Source organism: Pseudomonas frederiksbergensis (genome assembly GCF_003732275.1).
Taxonomy (GTDB): domain Bacteria; phylum Pseudomonadota; class Gammaproteobacteria; order Pseudomonadales; family Pseudomonadaceae; genus Aquipseudomonas; species Aquipseudomonas frederiksbergensis_H.
In genome coordinates this window covers 269,392-289,680 of sequence record NZ_MOBM01000006.1, presented here as the reverse complement: position 1 = coordinate 289,680, position 20,289 = coordinate 269,392, and the positions used below count along the sequence as shown (strand labels likewise).

At 62.0% G+C, this 20,289-nt stretch carries 12 protein-coding genes; 2 read left to right on the top strand and 10 right to left on the bottom strand.

The features are described 5' to 3' along the window. Positions 1 to 2: 2 nt before the first annotated feature. Positions 3 to 3,419: a non-ribosomal peptide synthetase gene (locus BK662_RS05160; RefSeq protein WP_123357187.1), complete on the top strand. Its 3,417-nt coding sequence runs from the start codon at positions 3 to 5 to the stop codon at positions 3,417 to 3,419. A gap of 29 nt (positions 3,420 to 3,448) precedes the next feature. After that, entirely contained in the window at positions 3,449 to 3,916 is a 468-nt protein-coding gene (locus tag BK662_RS05155) for an SRPBCC family protein (protein WP_123357186.1), read from the top strand. Between the two features lie 155 nt (positions 3,917 to 4,071). On the opposite strand, the gene BK662_RS05150 is transcribed toward BK662_RS05155, so the two are convergent. The 10 genes from BK662_RS05150 to BK662_RS05105 form a co-directional block, all read right to left on the bottom strand. Then, positions 4,072 to 5,952 carry a methyl-accepting chemotaxis protein gene (locus tag BK662_RS05150; RefSeq protein ID WP_123357185.1) on the bottom strand — a complete coding sequence of 627 codons (1,881 nt, stop codon included), beginning with the start codon at positions 5,950 to 5,952 and terminating at the stop codon, positions 4,072 to 4,074. A 455-nt stretch (positions 5,953 to 6,407) separates the two neighbouring features. Further along, positions 6,408 to 7,337, bottom strand: a complete 930-nt coding sequence (tagQ, locus tag BK662_RS05145; RefSeq protein WP_123357184.1) for a type VI secretion system-associated lipoprotein TagQ — start codon at positions 7,335 to 7,337, stop codon at positions 6,408 to 6,410. Between the two features lie 84 nt (positions 7,338 to 7,421). Continuing rightward, positions 7,422 to 9,164: a formylglycine-generating enzyme family protein gene (locus BK662_RS05140; RefSeq protein ID WP_123357183.1), complete on the bottom strand. Its 1,743-nt coding sequence runs from the start codon at positions 9,162 to 9,164 to the stop codon at positions 7,422 to 7,424. Then, positions 9,157 to 10,353, bottom strand: coding sequence for an ABC transporter permease (locus BK662_RS05135; RefSeq protein ID WP_123357182.1), 1,197 nt, complete (start codon positions 10,351 to 10,353; stop codon positions 9,157 to 9,159). Before BK662_RS05135 ends, BK662_RS05140 begins: the two co-directional genes overlap by 8 nt. After that, positions 10,353 to 11,069 (bottom strand): ABC transporter ATP-binding protein, encoded by a 717-nt coding sequence (locus BK662_RS05130; protein WP_123357181.1) that lies wholly within the window; start codon positions 11,067 to 11,069, stop codon positions 10,353 to 10,355. The genes BK662_RS05135 and BK662_RS05130 overlap by 1 nt, the downstream gene beginning before the upstream one ends. Beyond that, positions 11,069 to 14,113: a serine/threonine-protein kinase gene (locus BK662_RS05125; protein ID WP_123357180.1), complete on the bottom strand. Its 3,045-nt coding sequence runs from the start codon at positions 14,111 to 14,113 to the stop codon at positions 11,069 to 11,071. Before BK662_RS05125 ends, BK662_RS05130 begins: the two co-directional genes overlap by 1 nt. Further along, positions 14,110 to 14,841: a PP2C family protein-serine/threonine phosphatase gene (locus tag BK662_RS05120; protein ID WP_123357179.1), complete on the bottom strand. Its 732-nt coding sequence runs from the start codon at positions 14,839 to 14,841 to the stop codon at positions 14,110 to 14,112. Before BK662_RS05120 ends, BK662_RS05125 begins: the two co-directional genes overlap by 4 nt. Next, positions 14,842 to 15,492, bottom strand: a complete 651-nt coding sequence (gene tagF, locus BK662_RS05115) for a type VI secretion system-associated protein TagF (protein WP_123357178.1) — start codon at positions 15,490 to 15,492, stop codon at positions 14,842 to 14,844. Further along, positions 15,489 to 18,989 carry a type VI secretion system membrane subunit TssM gene (gene tssM / locus BK662_RS05110; protein ID WP_123357177.1) on the bottom strand — a complete coding sequence of 1,167 codons (3,501 nt, stop codon included), beginning with the start codon at positions 18,987 to 18,989 and terminating at the stop codon, positions 15,489 to 15,491. The genes tagF and tssM overlap by 4 nt, the downstream gene beginning before the upstream one ends. Further along, the gene (locus tag BK662_RS05105; RefSeq protein WP_123357176.1) at positions 18,986 to 20,284 is read right to left on the bottom strand and encodes a DotU family type VI secretion system protein; all 1,299 of its coding nucleotides are present in this window, start codon (positions 20,282 to 20,284) and stop codon (positions 18,986 to 18,988) included. The genes tssM and BK662_RS05105 overlap by 4 nt, the downstream gene beginning before the upstream one ends. Positions 20,285 to 20,289 lie beyond the last annotated feature (5 nt).

Here is a 20,289-nt window from a genome sequence, read left to right as displayed (position 1 = left end):
TCATGAGACGTCTCGATATTTTGCTCATTGGGCACAGCCAGGCCCTGACCAACCTGGCGCTGGAACTCGACCAACACGGTCATTCACTGACGCAGCTGGCGAATCTGGAGGCGCTGGCGCCAAGCACGTTTGATTTGCTGATCGACGATGCGAGCCTGCCGTTTCAGGACTTCGGCGATGTACCGCGCCTGACGCTGCAGCTGGGTATCGGCGCGCCGGGCGCCTCAGGCCTGCCAGCATTGGACCTGCTGTGCGCATACAACTCGATGCAACCAAGTCGCGTGCCAGTCGCCGAAGAACTGTCCGGCAACGGCCAGGCATTGCGCCTGCGAGCGGTGGCTGATCTGGTCGATCACGTGGCACTGCTGGTCAGCCGCTTCTCCCGGGATGCCGAGTATTTTCTTCTCGTCGAACCTTCAATTCCCGCTCACTTCGAGCAGGTGGAAAACCTGCTGTTTTTAGAGCACCTGGCCTACGTCCATCAGCTCAACACCACGGCTGAACCATGGCTGCTGCAACTCGGCCAGATCCCGATGATCGAGCGGCTTGAACAGCGCTTCATCCAGTCTGCCGAGCGGCCGGCGCTGAACATCGCCGGCACGTCGCAGAACTATCGGCAATTGCACGGCCACAGCCGCGCGATCCAACAGCGTTTGCAACCATTGCTCGATCAGCATCAGGGACCGTTGGTGGTCGGGATCTGCCTGCCAAAATCCAGCGCGTTGTATGCGGGAATTCTGGCGATCCTGGGCAGCGGCGCGGTGTACCTGCCGCTGGAGCCAAGCCATCCGTTGCAACGTCAGCAGTACATTCTGGAAAACGCCGGCGCGGTATTGTTGCTGCATGACGGAGAACACCCGCTCAGCGAGACAATGCCTGGGCTGGACATCAGCCGTATCGACATCGGCGATGTGAATCCCGATCAACCCTTGATGCGCCAACGACCCGATCTCGACGCACCGTGCATGGCGCTCTATACCTCGGGCACCACGGGGCACCCCAAAGGCGTGTTGCTCAGCCAGGCCAACCTCGCGCACTTCACCGCGTGGTACGCCGATTACGTGCAGCTGACCGAACAGAGTCGCGCATTGCAGTTTTCATCGTTGAGTTTCGACTCATCGCTGATCGATATTTTCCCGACCCTGCTTCAGGGCGCCGAGCTGATCGTGCCCAACGAGGACCAACGTCGCGACCCGCTGCAACTGGTCGAGCTGATCCGCCACCAACGACTCAGCCATGCCTTTTTGCCGCCGGCGCTGTTGAGCATCTTGCCGCTGGATCAGTTGCAAATCCTCGATCATGTGATGACCGGTGGCGATGTTTGCGAACCCTACGTGATCGAGCAACTGACCCGCCAAGGCAATCTCTACAACCTCTACGGCCCGACCGAAGCCACGGTGCTGATCACCGCGCGGCAACTGCGCACCGGCGACAGCAACCGAACCCTCGGCGCACCGATTGCCAACAGTCAGGTGCTGATCCTCGATGAGGACTATCAACCGGTGACCGAGCAAACCGTCGGTGAGTTGTACATCGTCGGCCCGGGGGTATGCCTGGGTTACCTGAACAACCCGCAGCAGACTGCCGAACGTTATCTGGACCTGAACCTGCCGAATGACCAGAGCCTGCGCGCGTATCGCACCGGCGACATGGCCAAGTGGACCCCCGACGGTATCGAGCTGTGCGGACGGCGAGATCATCAGGTGAAGATCCGCGGCTTTCGGGTCGAGCCGGAAGAGATCGAACGCTGCCTGCGCGACAGTCAGCTGTACCGTCAGGTGGCGGTGGTGATCGACCCTCATCGACGGATTCTGGCCTTTCTCGCGCAGCCTCAGGAAGAGCAACCCGGCGCTGCTCGCGAAGCCTTGAAAGCCCACGCGATGCAGTTTCTACCGGACTATATGCAGCCCACCGCATGGACCGAACTGACGAGCATGCCGTTCGCCAGCAACGGCAAGGTCGACCGTAAAGCGCTGCTGGAACTGCCCGTCAACGTGACCGAAAACAGCCAGCGGCGTTTGCCCGTCAGCGCTCATGAAGCGCTGTTGCTGGAGATCTGGGCCGAACTGCTGGAGCTGCCCGCCAGCGACATTTCCACCGATGAAAGCTTCTTCAATCTCGGCGGGCACTCAATCTTGCTGTCACGCATGTTGCTGCGTTTGCGTGAGGAGTTCGGCCGCAGCATCTCGATCAACCGCTTCATCGAACTACCGACGATTGCGAAGCTGGCGACCCTGGTTCGTGGGTCCGGGACCGAAGAAGTGCTGAGCGAAAAAGCCCTGGCCGATGCCTTCCGTGAACTGGATATCGAGCCGTTGCCGGTCAGCCGAATGGGCGATGTGCATAAGGTGATCGTCACCGGCGCCAACAGCTTTGTCGGTGTGCATATCGTCGAAGCGCTGCTGGCCTGGGGCGCCAGCGAAGTAGCGTGCCTGGTGCGTGATGGCGGCGGGCAATCGGCGGCGCAACGCTTCGCTCAGGCGTTGCGGGAAAACCGTCTGGGACACTTGGACATGAGCCGGGTGCGAGTTTACGCGGCAGACATCACTCGCCCGCAACTGGGACTCAGCGAAGATGTTTATCAACGACTGGACCGCGAGTTCGGTGCGCTGGTGCATAACGCCGCCAACGTCAATCACGTCCTCGATTACGAGTCGTTGGCGCGGGACAACGTCGAGCCGATTTTCGAGTGCCTGCGTTTGTGTGAAGGGCGCAGCAAGAAAATCTTCAATTTCGTCTCGACGCTCTCGGCGTCCAGCACGATTTCCGACGATGGCCGGGTCCTGGAACTGCCCGCTGCGCAGACACCGCCGATCTACATCAAGAACGGCTACAACCTGTCCAAATGGGTCGGCGAGCGGATCCTCGAACGGGCTCGCGAGCGTGGGGTGCGGGTCAATCTTTATCGTCCCGGCAACATCAGTTTCAACAGCCTCACTGGCGTCTGCCAGCCCCACAAGAATCGCTTGATGCTGATGCTCAAGGGCTCGATCCAGCTCGGCCAGGTGCCAGAATTCGCGCTGAATTTCGACCTGATGCCGGTGGATTTCCTCGCCCGTTTCATCGCCTTCCACGCCAGCCGTTACCAGGCCGAAAAAGCGGTGTTCAACCTGCACAACCCCGAGCCCCTGAGCTGGGATTGCTACGTGGCGTCATTTCGCGAGGCCGGTCGGGAGTTCGCCATGGTCAGCGTCGCCGACTGGCAGCAGCAACTGGGCCGCGTCGACAGCGACAACGCGCTGTTTGGCGTGCTGGGTTTCTACCTCAACGGCTTCGAAGAAGACATCGGCGACATCTCGATGATCGGCCACGACAACGCCCAGGCCGGCGTACGGCAGATGGGCGCGCACTACCCGGAAAAATCCCCGGCGCTGCTGCGGCGTGGCTGCGACTACCTCAAAGAAATTAACTTCATCTGATTCACCCTGACCCTGCACGGAGCAAAACCATGAATACTCTGCAACCCGATACCCTGATCAAAAACCCTCACGGCTGCCACGTCATTTCTTCGGTAGAAGTACCGGTCGATGCGACGCAAGTCTGGGCCGTGGTCGGCAACTTTGCCGGCTTCGATCAGTTTATTCCGGCGCTGTCGCACATCGAGATGACCGGCGAAGGCGTGTCGTCGCTGCGCAAGAAATTCTTCAAGGACGGCAACCTGGTGGTCGAGCAACTCAACTCCCGGGACGACCAGGCGCTGAACATGACCTGGACGACGATTTACAACACGCTGGGCGTGGCCAATTTGTGGGCGGCGATGAGTGTTGAATCCCTGGGCGCAGACAAGTCGCGGGCGACCTGGACCATCATCGCCGAACCAGCCCAGGGTGGTGCCGAGGCGCTGTCGGGGTTCAAGGATTTCGTTCAGGGGTTTGCCGATGATGCAATGGGGAATGTGTTGAAGCTGTTTGTGTAAGGCTTCGGTTCGGCGGTGACTGATGCACCGCTTTCGCGAGCAGGCTCGCTCCCACAGGGGTTCTCAGTCGTTCACAAATGTTGTGATCACTGAAAATCCCATGTGGGAGCGAGCCTGCTCGCGATTGAACGATAACGCGGTAGAACTGACCTCAATCAGATCTTGAAACTGTCAACCAACTGCTTCAACCGACTGGCCTGCTGGGACAGCGCATCGCAATCCTTCAATGTTTCATTGAGGTTAGCCACGCTCTGCTGGTTCAGCAGGTTGATCTGGTTGACGTCGACGTTGAGGGTTTCCACCACGGCGGTCTGCTCCTCGGTCGCCGCGGCCACCGACTGGTTCATCCCGTCGATTTCGCCGATGCGCTGAGTCACGCTGACCAGTCGCAGCCCAGCCTGGTTCGCCACTTCGACGCTCTGTTCGCTGGAAACCTGACTGGCGTTCATCGTGGTCACCGCTTCGCGAGAACCGATCTGCAGCGAGCTGATCATCTTGTGGATCTCTTCCGCCGACTCCTGAGTGCGATGAGCCAGGTTACGCACCTCGTCTGCTACCACCGCAAAACCACGACCGGCCTCACCGGCACGGGCCGCTTCGATGGCCGCGTTCAGCGCCAGCAAATTGGTCTGCTGGGAGATGCCTTTGATCACATCGAGAATATGGCCGATGTTGTCGGTGCTCGCGTTCAGGGTTTCGATCTGCGTGCAGGACAGGCTGATTTTTTGCGACAGCTCAGTCATGGCCAGAATGGTTTTTTCCACCACCTGACGACCGTCATCGGCCTGCTCGCTCGCGCCGCTGGCGTGTTGCGAAGCATCGGCGGCGTTGCGGGCGATTTCCTGGGTGGCGGCGCCCAATTGGTTGATCGCCGCAGCCACGCTGTTGGTGCGGGCACTTTGTTCGTCGGAGCCGATGATCGAAGCGTTGGACGACGCCATCACCCGTTGCGACAGGTCATGCACCTGACGAGTCGCCGAGGACACTTCGCAAATCGACGCGTGAATCCGCTCCACGAACTGGTTAAAGGAGCCGCCCAATTCGCCGAACTCGTCTTTGCTTTCCACGAGCAGACGACGGGTCAGGTCACCCTCGCCCTGAGCGATGTCCTGCATTGCACGGCCCATTGTGGTCAGCGGACGCATCAGCACGCTGATCAGCAGGCTCAGCAGCACAGCGATGGCGGTCACGGCGATGAACATCGCGATGAGCGCCGAGGTGCGGAACTGGCTCAGTGGTGCGTAGGCCTTGGCCTTATCGATCGACAGACCGACATACCACTCGGCATTCGGCAAACCACTCACTGGCGTGAACGAGAGGATGCGGTCCTGCTTGTTCAGCTCTACTTCCTGATTGCCTCTCTCGATGCGGACACTGGAGCCCGGATAGATGTCTTTCAGGTTCTTCATTACCTGATCCTTGTCCGGGCTGACGATCACCTGACCGTCGGCGCTGACGAGGAACGCGTGACCGATGCCACCGAAGTCCACCGAGTTGATGATCTTCACCAGAGTTTCCAGACTCAGGTCGCCGCCGACGACGCCCAGCAGTTCGCCTTGCTTTTTCACCGGCATGGCGATGGTCACCACCAACCCGCCGACCGCGGCCATGTAAGGCGGGGTCAGCATGGTCTTGTCGGCGACCACAGCTTGTTTGTACCAAGGGCGCTGACGCGGATCGTAGCCGTCCGGCATCTTCGCGTCAGGGCGCTGGGTGAACACACCATTGGCCTGCCCGACGTAGGTGAACTGGAAGTTCGAGGTGAGGGCGGGTTGATCGACCAGCCCCGGTAAATCGGCATTGGCGCCTTGATGAGCGACGTTCTGCGCGAGGTTTTCCAGGACCAGCACGCGGCCACTCATCCAGTTCTGCACGCTGCTGGCGGTCAGATCGCCCGCTTGCTCAACGGAAGATTCAATATTTTGCCGAATGGTGTTTCGCTGCAGATAGTCGTTGTACAAAGTGAACAACGCAAAAGCCAGCACCACGACGCCTGAAGCGGCCAGCAGAATTTTATGGCTGAACTTGAGATTCATTTCATGGGACTTCTTATGCAAAAAGTGGGGATGCGTTCCGAATTGCAACATTCCATGTAACAGCGCAGACGGCATTCTGGAGCCGCTCTACTTTGGTGCATACATGTCTCACCAGTCTTTCGGCACGAGGGGGAGAAATCTTAGGGATTTGTGCGAAACCCGTCAGATACCCGCCGAACGGCGTGTCAGGGCGCCCGATTTCCAGCGTGATCAACCGCCGGCAATCCTTGGTAGAACCGCAAACCTGCGAGGCCTGCATTGTCATTCCCGAATCTGCCCGGGGGATCATGCACATTAGCGTGCAGCAGAATGGCGGATGACCTGCAGTTGCCGGTGTAGCGAGCGCTTGATCATCTGCAAGCGCAGGAGATGGCGGCGCATAGCGCCAAGGTGTAGCCAGTACAGATCACTCCCACGCAGAGCATGGGAGTGATCAAAGACCTACAGAAACTCAATCAAGCATTCGGGCAAGGCACCGGTGCCCAGTCACCCAGATCCGGGTTCTTGCACATGCTGTTGACCTGAGTGTTGCCGGCGCTGGCGACTTGCTTGCTTTCCGCCTGTTTGGCTTGTGCGGTCTGCAGGGTTTTCTCGGTGGTGACCGCTTCTTTCGGCACGGTTGGCAGCACCGGTTTTTTCGCCGGTTTCACCGCTTTTTTGCTCTTGGTCGGCGCCACGACCGTCGTGGTGTCGGCGGTTGCCACAGTGACCACGTCAGTGCGCTGCACACCTACTTGCTGCAGGTCTTTTTCATAGGCCTGGGTGTAGTTGTTCAGGTCTTCACTGGCTTTACCGTTAACCGCGACGATCAGGTCGTTGGACTCTTTGAGGCCCGCGACGATTTCTGCCAGGCGCTTGCGGCCTTCGGTATCGTTGACGGTCTTGGCCTTGCGGTCGGCGACCAGTTTGGTGAACGCGCTCTGGTAGCACTGCTGCGAAGTCTTGGCGTACGCGGTGCTGCGGTCGATGTCGGCGGCGCTTTTGTTGACGTCGGAGGCGTAGGACGCGATGCGCTGATTGTCATCGGCGATCTGCTTCTGACGCTCGGTGTAGTAACCGGCCGCGCCGCCCGCCACGGCACCGCCCGCTGCACCGATGGCAGCGTTGCGGCCACGGTTCTCGGAATCGGTCAGGGCGCCCAGCAGTGCACCGCCGACAGCGCCGACGGCCGCGCCGGTGACGACCGACTTGGTCATGTTCGAATCAGTGGCACGCAAGTGCTGCACCGGCTCGTAGCAGTTTGGGTAGTACTCGACCTTGGTGCTCGAGGCGACCTTGGAGGTCGGCGACGTGGCGCAACCGGTCAGTACGGTGCTGAAGCCGACGGCCATCAGCAGCAAGTGACGCTTGGAAAGCGAAGCAAAAGGTTTACGGGAGGAAAGCATAGTTGTGTTCTCTTTTAAGTTTGACCAGCTCAGCACGGCCCATCGCCGCCTGAGTCCCTTCCAAGCTCGCTATACAACGAACGATCAAGACCGCTGAGCGTTCGATGCGAGCAATTCCTTCAATATCGCCGCCGGGTCGGCTCGTCGTTGCTGACGATAATCACCGACATGGCGAACGAATAACGTTGCGCGCGTTACCAGGCTCTTGCCCAGTACCGGCTTGCGCTCCAACTCTTCCTTGATGCGTTGAAACTGCGCCTGGATCACGGCATCGGTGTAGCGTGTGCCGGTTGCCAGGTTGTCGATGTAGATCGCCACCGCGCCGTCCAGCGCGCTGCGACCATTGTCGATGGCGGTAGCGAACAGCTTGGCGCTGGCCTCGTCCCTGGCGTCCACGGCCTGCTGGCGACTCTTCTGCAAATTGGTCAGGCGAATGTTGTAATTGTTGATGGTCTCGGCCACCAGGGCCGCCGACTGGATCAGGTTGCCGGCCGCTTCCTCACGCTGCTGGGCGATGAGCGAGACGTTGCGCTTGAGCTCCTCGTTGACCAGCCCCAACTCGGCTTGCAGGCGCGGATCGACGCTGGCAGCAATGATGCTGTCCAGGCGCTTGGTCGGGTCCTGGGCGTCGTCGATGGCATCGGTCAGCGAAGCCAGCCGACCTTCTTTCTGCCATTGGGCAAACAGTTCCTTGTAGCGCGAACGTGGCGCCGACAACGCGCCAATTGCGACCCGGAACCCGGTGGTTTCGTTGCTTTGCTCGGTGCCGTCGGCGGCGAACAGCGGGTATTCGCGACGCATCCCGGTGAACAAGGTGCCCTCGCCTTCCAGGTAGTTGCCGCCCTTGACCACGAAGCCGCCGTAGGTGCCTTGGCGGCGTCCGGCATGCACGAGCTGGAAGGACTCCTGGACCATCTCGGCAGCGTTGCCGATCACGTCGAACAAGCCGATGGGGTTTGGCAGTTTGGTACCGATCGGCATCAGACGCGCTGCCTGGCCGGTGCCACCGGCGACCTGATTGAAGACTGCCCAGTCCGCCAGTGGGCCGTCACTTTCGCTGCCTTCCAGACGCCGGGGAAACAGGCGCCCTTCCAGGTCCTGACGGCTAATGGCCTGCCCGCCACGGGCAGCAAATTCCCATTCGACCTCGGTCGGCAAGCGCACAAAACCCAGCCCGCCCTCTTCCGCCGAGGTACCACGACCGCTCACCGGTAGCAGGTCCTTGTGGTATTTCATCAGCCAGGCGCTATACACCGCCGAGAAGCGTTCGGCCTCGAAGCGCGACAGCTTCACCTTGGGCAAACGCCCGGCCATGCCTTGCGGGGCCTCGGCTTGCAATGCCTCGCAGGCCGGGGCCGGCTCGCCGCTGGCCAACGATTGTGCCTGGGCCATGACCTGGGCGTATTGGCGGGCGGTGACTTCGTATTTGCCGATGAAATAGAGCATCGGTTTGAGCGGGGTCTTGGCGTCCGTCTTGGGCATCAACGGCGTGATGGTCTTGCCCCAATCCTTGGGCAGATCCTTGAGGGTGAACTGGCCGTTGATAAAGTCCCGGCGGTAACCGGAGATGAACGACTGTTGATAACCGGACTCGCCCTCGCTGAATGGATAGCCGAGGCTGATCTCGCGGTCGTCCAGAGTGCCCTGCGCCAGGATGTAGACGTAACGGAACACCATCTGCCCTTCGCACGGCAGCGGCAGGCTGACGTCGTCGGGCAATGGCTTGGGGTTGTCCAGTTTGTCGGTGCTTTCATCGGCACTCACCAGACTAGCCATGCCCATACCAGCCAGACTCAGCACCATGGCGGCGCCCAATAACTTATACATCTCGGATTCCTTCACACGCCTGGATACGCGCCACTCGCCAGCCACCACAGACTGCCGCCACGGCGCTGACGCCGAGCACGGCCGCCAGGGCCAACGCGTAGTGACGCGCCAGCAGATGACTGGCGTACTCACCCGGCATCTGCGCAAATAAATGGTTTAAACCCGATTGCGCCAGGCCATACAGCCCGGCACTCAACAGGGCGGCAAGGCCGGCGCTGTACAGCGCCTGCACCACTACAAACAACAGCAACGCCGCCGTGGAAAACCCCAGCAGGCGCAACACCGACAACTCTCGACGCTTGCGCTCGACCGCCGCCAGCGCGCCGGCAAAAATCGCCGCGAACGCTCCCGCCAAGGCCAATCCGGCGATAATCCAGAACACGATCGACAGGTTGCGGCTCAGCGATTGCACCTGGGCGATGGTCTGGGCCTGGGTCGAGACCAGCAGATTCTGTGCAGCGAAGTACTGACGCAGTGGCTCGACATCCTTGAGGCTGCGGGCGTACAGGCGAAACGCCGGATACACCCGCTGCTCCGTCAAGCCCACCGCATCACCTGGCCAACCGAACGCTGGCACGGCGCGGCCGTCCCGGTAATCTTCAGCCGCCTCCAGTAGCGCCAATGACGCGAACAATCCGTCCCGGGCGAAAGCTTCCAGCGGCAGAACGTCCAGCACCTGGACGCGAGCACGCTGCGCCTCGCCACGACCGGCCACCTGTCGACCGAAACTGGCCTCCAGCCAATCACCGGCCTTGGCCCCGAGTTTTTCGGCGACGGTCTGGCTGAGCAGCACCCGATCCAGCCCTTGGGGCACCGGTAGACTGCCGAGCAAGGGGTCGTTGGCGGCGGTGGGGATCATTTCGACGGTCACCGTCGAAGCACCAGCGGTCAGATCCGCCGTCGCAGCAATCTGCCGGGTGCGCGGCAAGGCGAAAGCCACGTCGCTGCGCCGACTCAATTGTTCGATAAACGCGGCACTGAACCGACCGCCACCCAAGGGAATGATTTCCCGGGTGGCCGGGTCGTTTTCCAAGCGCTCGGTCAAACTGCTGACCAGGCCGAATTTCAAGCCGAACAGCACCAGCAGCGGTGCGACCACCGCCACCAGCGCCAGTACCGAACAAGCCGACAGCCACGCATCGTTGCGGTAATCCTGCCAGGCCAGGGAAGCCACCAGCGCGCTGCGCATCAGCAGGCCTCTCCGAGGATGGCGGTGACACCGCCATCGACGTCGCGATGACAACTGATGCGCCGCACCTGCAAACCGCTGGCGCGGGCCAGTGATTCATCGTGGGTAGCGACGACGCAGCACACGCCATGTTCGCGGGCCTGGGTCACCAGCAACTGCATCACTCGCTCCGCGTTCAGCGGATCGAGGGCGGCGGTCGGTTCATCGGCCAGCAACAGATGCGGCCCATGGGCCAGGGCACGGGCACAACTCACCCGTTGCCGTTGGCCGACGGACAAATCACCCGGCTTTTTGCCCAATTGATCGGCGATATCCAACGCCCCGGCCAGTCGATCCACACTGCCGTCGTCTTTCAAGCCGAGCAGTTTGCGCGACAGGTCGATGTTGCCGCGCACGTCCAGAAAATCCAGCAGGCCACCGGTTTGCAGCACGTAGCCCAAGTGCCGGCGGCGCAGGTCCGCCAAGGCACTTTGCGCATCTGCGCGCCACAGCCCGGTAATGTCCGTCCTGGTCTGGCCGGGCGCAAAATCAAACTGCCCGGCCTGATCCGGAGCCAGCACCAGCGCCAGCAAATCGAGCAACGTGCTTTTGCCGCAGCCACTGGGACCGACCACCGCCAATTGTTCACCGGCATGCAGTTGCAGCCGTGGAATCACCAGGCTGTAACGCTGGCTGCCGACGCCCCGGTGTTTGTGCACTGCGTTCATGTTCAGCATCACGGCAGCGTCGACAACGGAACGCGGTACAAGGCATCACCCGGTTCGGCATCGCCGAAACGCACCCAGTTAGCCAAGTCGTTGTGGAAGGTTTCGTAGAGGCGGATCTTCGAATCCAGCTCGTCGATAAAGTCCTCCTGCTCGGCCACGCTCAGCGAAAGCCACAAATCCTGGGTCATGTTCAGCGACTTGCTGCGGTATGGCAGCCCTTCCAGGTACTCACCCAGAACCCCGCCATCGGCCAGGTTGCCACCCTTGCGCAAGGCCGAGGGATCGCGGCTCATGTAGGCACTGGCGCTGGCGATTTCCTGGAAGAAATTCTTCGGCGAGGTCTGGGTCTTGCGGGCAGCATCGACGATCAGTTTCAGCGATTGCTGCAAGTCGTTGAGCTGCAACTTGGTTAGCATCACGCACACCTGGAACGCCGGCAGTGCCGGGTTGGTCAGGTCGCGGTCGGCGGTCCAGGCACTGACCAGTTGCGGCGCCTGGCTGGCGGCTTTACGCCCCAGGAAGTCCATGTGCATCGCGTAACCGACGGCCGCCGATTTGTCAGTCAGGCTCGGCGCGGCGCTCAGCAGCGGCACGGTTTGCGGCTTGTTGCCACGCACCTGATGCACCAGGTCGGCAAACACCGAACCGATCTCGTCCACCCGCTCACCGAACTTGCGAACATCGGCGCCCGGCACCGGAATGTACAGGTCGCCAATCTGCGGGTTGGCGTCGGCGGTCAGGGTGCGATATTGGCTTTGCGCACCGCCATGGGTTTTCTTGCCGGCATCGCTGAGCAGGTGCAAGGCGTAGATCTTGATCTGCTTGCCCAGCGCGGCTTGGCGCACTTCGGCTTCGTTCATTTGCGTGGCGGCGTACGGGTCGTTCTTGCGCAAGGCACCGGCATCGGTGACCAACAGGATCAAGCGCCCGCCATAGCCGGACCAGTCCATGCCCTCGACCGCTTCCATCACACCGGCAAACGCATCTTCGTTGAACGAATGGCTGGAGACCGTGGACGCCCTGACCTGCCGCGCCAGGTCCATGAAGCGCTGTGGGTCGCGACCCTGCTCCAGGGTGATCAAGGTTTTGGCGACGTATTCCAGGCCCGGGGTTTTCTGGGTGCTGCTTCGAAACCCCACCAGGCCGAAGCTGACACTGTCCTGCTCGCCCCGCTCGGCGATGCGGGTTTGCAGTTGATGTACTACGTCGCGGACCTGATCGATGTAGGGCTGCATGGACACGGTGGTGTCAACGACCAACACCACGGCGGTGCGGAACGCGTCGGCGTTAGCGGTAGTGATTGGCGTGTTGTTGGCAGCGGCCTTCGGAGCATCACCGGGGTCGATGGACGCCACGTTCAGCAACTGCACCGACTGGCCGTTCTCATCGAAGCTCTCGCGCGAATCGAAAATCGGCAACAGATAAAACTGATTCTGCGGCACCGCACTGGCGGCCGGTTCCAGGGCCAGTACCTGCTGGTTGTCTTCGCGATTCTGCTGGGCCTTGAGCAGCAGGTTTTTTGCCGTCGACGGATCCGCCAGCAGCTTCTCCACGTCACCGGGCTGACGCAGGAACATCACCGGCGCACGGCCGGAGCGTTCGGTGAACTTAAGTACCAGGCTTTGCTTCCAGTCGCTGACTTGCGCGGCCGGCAACCAGCCGTCACTGCGCCCGTCGGTGGCGGCGCCGACGCGCAGCCACGGGCTGCCAGCAACCTCTTTGCGCTGATAGACATAAAGCACCGAGAACGCCGGCAAGGCCTTGTCGGGTGTGGCCCCCGGGTCGCTGGCGAGTTTCGCCCCCGGCTTGCTGAGTACTCGCTGGAACAAGGTTTTTTTGCCGGCCATCAGCAGCGGACGTTGACCGCCATCGACCTCCGTTGCCACGGGGGGCTTTACGGGTGGCGCCACGGTCGGCGGCGCACTGGCCGGCGGTGCTGAAACCACCGGCACCTTGGCGTCGGCTTCGACGTCACCGGACAGCCACCAATAACCCGCGCCGCCCAAGGCCAGCGCCACGGCCACCGCGACGGCGGCGAGTGCGAACACCGGCCCCTTTCGCTGCTCCGAGACCGTGGACGACGGCGTCGGCTTCACAGCCGGCGGAACAGGATTGGGCCGAGGTTGTGACTGCGCGGGGCCGGTCGGTATATCGATGGACACCGGCGTCAGTCCCGCCAGGTCATTGCTCACCGCAATCGGCGATACCGGAATTGGCAATGGCCGGATGGTGGTCGCTTCAACCGATTCCCGAGGCAGATGATCCAGCGCCTGCAACAACGCCGCCGCATCCGGGAAACGCTCGGCCGGATCCTTGGCCAACAGCTTGCGCAGCACCTCTTGATAACGACCGTGATGCACCGGCAGCTCCGGCAACGGTTCGGTCAAATGCGCCAATGCCGTGGAGAGTGCGTCGTTGCCGGTATACGGCAGTTTGCCGACGAGGATTTCGTAGAGCACCACGCCCAGGGCATAAAGATCGGCCCGACCGTCAATATCCTGGCCGCGCGCCTGTTCCGGGCTCATGTAGCTGGGAGTACCGACGGCGAAACCGGCCTGGGTGAACTGGGTACGGTCATCCATGGACTTGGCGATGCCGAAGTCTGAGAGCACCGCGGTGCCATCGGCACGGAACAGAATGTTCGCCGGTTTGACGTCGCGATGAACCAGCCCCAGCCCATGGGCATAGCCCAGGGCTGAGGCGATCTGACGGATATAGATCAGACCCTGCTCCGGCGTCAGACCGGCGGCGATGCGCTCCTTGAGCGTGCCGTTGGGCAGGAATTCCATGGCCATGTAATACAGCTCACCGACATGGCCGATGTCATGGATGGTGACCGTATGCGGGTGAGACAGGCGCGCCAGGGTTTTACCTTCGCGCAGGAAACGCTCGCAGAAACTCGGGTCGGCCGCCAGCGCGGCGGCCATGACCTTCAGCGCTACCTTGCGCTCCAGCGAGCGCTGGGTCGCCAGGTAAACGTTGGCCATGGCGCCTTCGCCGATCTCGCCGTCTATGTCATAGCCGGGGATCAGAATGTGCAGGGCGGAATTCATGACGGCACCTTCACGACAATCACGGTGATGTTGTCCGGAGCGCCGCGCATCAGGCCCAGGGACACCAGGCTGCTGGCGATTTCCCCGGGCTCGTCGTGACTCAGCACCTCACTGATCTCATGGTCAGCGATGGTTTTGTTCAGCCCGTCGCTGCACAACAGGTAACTGTCGCCAGGCATCAACAGCAGCTCGACTGTCGCCAGCTCCAGTTGCGCCTCGACCCCGATGGCACGGGTGACGATATTGGCCCGTGGATGCACCCGGGCTTCAGCTTCGCTGAGCAAGCCGCTGTCCTGCAGATCCTGAACGTAACTGTGGTCCCGCGAGATGCTTTCGAGCAGACCGTCACGCAGGCGATACAAGCGGCTGTCACCCGCCCACAGACACACCCCGCGCAAGCCGCGCGCCGCCAGCACTACCACAGTGCTACCCATCATGGTCACGCCGCGGTTGGCGGTTTCTTCACGCACGGCCGCGTTGACTCGCAGCAGATCGGTTTTCAGCGCCGCGACGTATTCATCCAGCGAGCGGCCCACGGCAATGCTACGCAGACTGTCGACGATCAGACTGCTGACGTAGTCGCCCGCCGCATGCCCGCCCATGCCATCGGCGACCACCCACAGGCCGTTTTCCGGCTGATCCAGGCAAGCGTCTTCGTTAACCTGGCGGACCATACCGACATGGCTCTTGCTTGCAGACTTGAACGTCTTTCCAAGGCTTGGACACATCTACACAACACCTTCTTGGCCGAGCAAAAATTGCGCAAAATCAGCGGCGGCCGGCAAGCCCTGGCACCGCAATAAAGCAGGAGCAATACGCTCCGAACCCTGCCCCCACCACAGGCTTGCGCCTTCGCAGGCCAGTTCGGCAAGCACGGTCATTCGCGCCTTCGGGTCGGTGGCATCAAAGCGATGCAGGCCGGCAAAACGGCTGCTTGGAGCACGTGGCAGATACGCCGGGCCGCCCAGCGTTTCCAGTCCTGCACCGAAGGCTTCGAAACTCGCCTCCACGCTCAATGTGCTTAACAGCAATTGCTCAACCTGCTCAAACCAGACATCCGAGCCGCCCACCACCGACGCCGGATCAGCGTCGTGATCCAGCAGCACCGCGACGGTCAGCGGAAAATACCGGCCAACCCGATCGATGCTCGGCATCACCACCCCAACGGCGGCCTGCGGCCCACAGACACCGGGCCCGAGCATAAAGCGCCACAGCGGACTGACCAGATAGGCATCCAGCCAACGGTCCCCGAGGCTCTGGCTGGCGAGCAAGCCCGCCGCCAGCCACGAATCCCAGGGGCCGATAAAACTCTGCGGCAAGCCACGGCTGACAAAGTCCCCGCGACTGGCCAGCTTTCCATAGAAGCCCGGCGTGCTCATAAACGCTCCGGAAGGCTGAAACCACTGAGCACACGGCTCTTGAATGGATTGAAGGCGCTGTTGGCCCGCAGCTCATAAGAGACGCTGGCGCCGTCGACCCGCAGCCGCAGGTTGAAGCGATCCGGCGAGTTGCCGGCGGTCAGGTCCGATTGCTCCAGCAGGCGGAACCAGGCCCAGGGGCCGTCCAGGGTGATGCCCGAACGACCACTGGCTGAAGGCGGCATGATCGAGATCCGCACCACGCCGATGCTGCCGGGGTTGGGCCATTGCATGGAGGTGGGACGGCTCGGGCCGTGGTCATAGCTCAATTGCTGGCCATCGAGGTCGAGCAAAAACTGGGTGATGGTGGCGTCCATCGCCACTGGCTTGAGCTCAAAACGTACCATCGGCTGGGTGCCTCCGGAACGGAAAAACGCATCCCGGATGGTCGCTGCCCGCTGGAAGGTTTGCAGCACGCCCGGGGCGATGCCGAGCTTTTGTGCGGCGCCCGGTTGCCAGCGCCAGGCCTGGGTCGAGGTATCCACGTACGGCTGCAGGTATTTGCGGAAGTAGTTGTCCATCACCCCGCCCACGCCGAAGAACTGGCCGAAGTCGTCCAGGGTCGCGTCTCGCGCACTGCCCGGCGACATCGGGTAACGCCCGGCCAGGGACTGGCGATAGATGTTCACCACTTCGCTGGTCCAGGCCGCGTTCAGTTGATTGCGCACCCCGCCCATCATGCTGTTGGTGGTGGAGTTGACCACCGACTTGACCAGGCCCTGCACCAGCGGCGGCTGACGTTCGGCGTTGAGGCTGACCCGTGTCGCGGCCGCTGCGGCCTGGTTCTTGGCTTCGCCGAGCAAGGCGTCGCCGCTGGCGCCGACCATGGCGCTGACCTGCACATACAGGGCGTTCATGTCGGCCAGCAGGCCGTCGATAGCCGCCGGCTCGCCTTCGTTTTTGCTGACGATGCTGTTGAGTTCGGCAAAATGCGCGGTGATTGGATCTTCACTGGCATCCGGTGTGTTTTGCGTCGCCTGCTCCTGGCCGAGCAAGGTGCCCAAGCGCTCCTTGAGCTTGTCGACCCCGCCCTCCACCGGCGCGCCCTTGGCGGCCAGCAGGCGTTCTTCCTGCTGCAGGTCGGTTTCCTTCGCCACTGCTACCAGCAGTTTTTTCAACGGCGAGGTTGGGCCGGAAATCACCCGCAACACATCGGCGGCCTGGGCCACGCTGGTGATCGGCACGAAGTCGATATCAGCCAGCAAGGCATCCCACTGGCGCTGATAATCCTGGAAATACAGGCGGCGCACGTCGGCGGCCAGGCTGACGACGTTCTGTTGTTCTGCCTGGTCGCGACCGAGCACCCACTGCTCCTCGGCCAGGGTGCCGGTCTGGTTCAGACTGGTCAGCAAAAACCCTTGGCGGTAACCCTTGGCCGTGAAGAAGCCGCTCAAGGGTTCGCCCAGCGGCTTGCCGCTCTTGCGGCTGAACACCAGCGCGGCATCACGCCCGGCCGCTTCGTTGATACGAAAGTCCGGGATGCCGTCCGGCAGTTTCTGCCGCTTGACCCGGTCATAGACGCGCTGGGCCACTGGCAGCTGCTGCAACTGCCGGCGCAGGTCGTCGATCAGGCGCGGGTCCAGACGTGCAGTGGGCGGATGGCGCTCGAACAGCGCCTGCAAGTGCTCCTCCAGGGCCAGGCGCTGCTCGGCCGGCAAGTCGCGCGGCAGGCTGCGATCCCAATCCAGGGCGATCCATGCCTTGATGAAGTCGGCATCGTAATGCTCGCTGTCAGCGAGCATCAGGTAGGCCTTCAAGCCTTCATAAAGGAAGTCCGAATTGCCGCCGCCGTGCAGTTGCTCTTCGATGCGCGTGAGCAAGCGTGGCGCGAAGACCGCGATCAACAGCTTGCGATAGACGCTGCCAGACTCGGCTTCAAGCATGTTGCCCTGATACAGGCCCAGGCCTTCGGCCCAGCTCGGCGCGTCGTCGGCCAAGTGCTTTACCGCGTTGAGCAAGGGCATCACCGCGAGCACGTCCCGTTGTGCCGGGCTGAGGTTCTGCACGGCCTGGCCAAGGGGCGCGACTTTCTGATCGACTTGCGCGATATACGCCTGGTTGGCGCGGTAGCTGACCCACCACAAGGTCCCGACCACCAGCACCAGAACCATGGTCGAGGCCAGCACGCCCCGGGCGATCCACTTGCGTCGACGTTCGACTTTCGGGTTGACCCCCACCAGCCCACGCTCGGCAAAGGCCACGGCGCTGAAGAGTTTTTCGATGAAGTAACTGCGCCCGGTGCCGTTCTGGCGCGCCAGGTGCTGGCGGTCCAGGTTCATGCTCTGGGCCATGGAGCCGATCAGCCGGTCAATCGGACTGCCTTCCTGAGTGCCGCTGGTGAAATACACCCCGCGCAACAGCACCCGCTCTTCAAAGGCGTTGGGTTTGAATACGCCCTCAAGGAAGCTTTGCAGGCAATCCTTCAACGCGCCGAACTGTTGCGGAAAGCCGTAGATCAGATCGCGTCGCGCCGGGTCGCGTTCCTGCTGCAAACGTTCCACCAAACGGTCGTTGAGGCGCTGTTCCAGGCCGGTGAATTCGCTTTGCAGATGGGCCAGCGGGCTGTCATTGTTTTTACCGTCGTCCAGGGCAAAAGTCATACCCCAGACCTGGGCCCGTTCTTCCTTGCTCAGGGTATCGAAATACTCCATGAACCCTGGCACCAGATCGAGCTTGGTCAGCATCAGGTAGATCGGAAAGCGCACGCCGAGTTGCGTGTACAGTTCCTGGATACGCAGGCGGATCGCGGCGGCATGGGCAGCGCGCTCGGCGTCGCTGCCCAGCAGCAGGTCGGAGAGGCTGATGGCGATAAACGCGCCATCGATCGGACGCCGGGCCCGTTGTTTTTTCAACAGGCCGAGAAAACCCAGCCACGCGGCTTTATCGACTGTCGCGTCGCTGTCCTGGGTGGTATAGCGCCCGGCGGTGTCGAGCAGCACGGCCTGATCGGTAAACCACCAATCGCAATTGCGCGTGCCACCGACGCCACGGATCGCCCCGGCGCCCAACTGAGCCGCCAACGGAAAATGCAGACCGGAATTGACCAGCGCCGTGGTCTTGCCCGAACCCGGCGGGCCGATGATCACGTACCACGGGAGTTCGTACAGGTTACGTCGCTCGTCACCGCCCAGCTTGGCTTTCTTCAACAGCGCCAAGGCTTCGTCCATGCGCTGGCGCAGGGTTTCGAGCTCCTCAGAGGTGGCGATGCTGGTCGGGTCCGGCGGGGTTTGCGCTGCCAGGCTGCGCATCACTTCGGCGGCCTGACGGCGCGCCTGGATGATGCGAAACACCCGATAGGCGATCCACACCACAAACACCAGAATGATCAGCGCCCAGCGCCGGCCTTCGGGCACCAGGAATTCGAGCAGCGGCCCGACAAACCAGATGATCAGGCTCAGGGCGATCAGCCCCAGCAACGGAATGACCCAGCGGATGATAAAACTGAAAAACGCCTTCACTCGACCCCCTCCGCCAACACTGTGATTTCGACCCGACGATTGCGTGCGCGGCCCTCTGTTGTAGCGTTCGAGGCCAACGGTTCGGTGTCGCTGCGGCCTTCGGCGCTGAAGCGTTCGGGCTGGCCGGTTTTGGCCGAAAGGATTTGCAGTACTGAATTGGCACGCGCCTCGGACAAGGCCCAATTCGATGGAAACCGCAAGGTGGCAATCGGGCGATTGTCACTGTGGCCGGTCACCCGGACCTGGCCCTTGACCTTACGAATGGCATCGGCGATGCGCAGCATCAGTGGCTGGAAATTGTCGACGATGCTGGCGCTGCCCGAGGCGAACAGCTCATCGCCACGGATGGTCACCACTGAACGGTCAACGGCATCTTCCACGGCCACCCGACCGGCCTTGATTTCATCGGCGAGGAAGCCCGCCAGGCGAGGACGCTCGATCAGTTTCGGTTGCGCCACCGGACGGTCAATGGCCTGCACCGGGATCTCGCCCAGCGCATGAATATTTTTAAACACCGGCTCGGCATCGGCGGCCAGTTTCAAGCGCAGGCCGAACAGCAATGCCAGCAGCAACGCCACGCCGATGGCCACGGCGATCCATGGCGGCATGAATTGCGCCAGCCGGTCGCGGGCCACGGTGACGCCGCGCCAATGGGGCGACAGCTCACGCTCATAATCGCCACGGGCACTGCGGATGACCGCACTGGTGCGTTCACGCAAGGCTTCCAGTTGGCTGCGACCGTCGTTCACGACCCGATAACGCCCTTCGAAACCCAGGCACATGCACAGGTACAACAGCTCCAGCAGATACAAACGTTCGCGGGGGCTTTGCAGGCAATGTTCCAACAGCTGGAACACCTTTTCGCCGCCCCAGGCTTCGTTATGCACGGTGATCAGCAGGCTCTGTTTGCCCCAGTCGCTGGCACCCCCCCACGGCGTACTCAACACCGCTTCATCCAGGGCGGTGCATAAGGCATAACGGGCCAGCAACACATCGTTGCGCACCACGCCGGCAGCCTCGGCGCGCTCCTCGAACTGGCGCAGGTAGGCCAGTAATTGCGCCCGCAGGCTCGCCGGCGCCGGGTGGGCAATGGTGTTACGCAAGCGGGTCAGCAAAGCCAGCAACGGGCCAGCGGCGCTCTCCAGGGGGTTGAGACCTTCGGCCGTGCCGATCAAAAGCGGCGCGGCCGGCATCGAAAGCGGCGCGGCCTGGGCGCGACCAGCCTCCGGGCGGACCGGGTCGGCGCCACGGCCACCGGGTGTCGGCATGAATTGGGTACGATCGTCGTTGCTCATTGCGG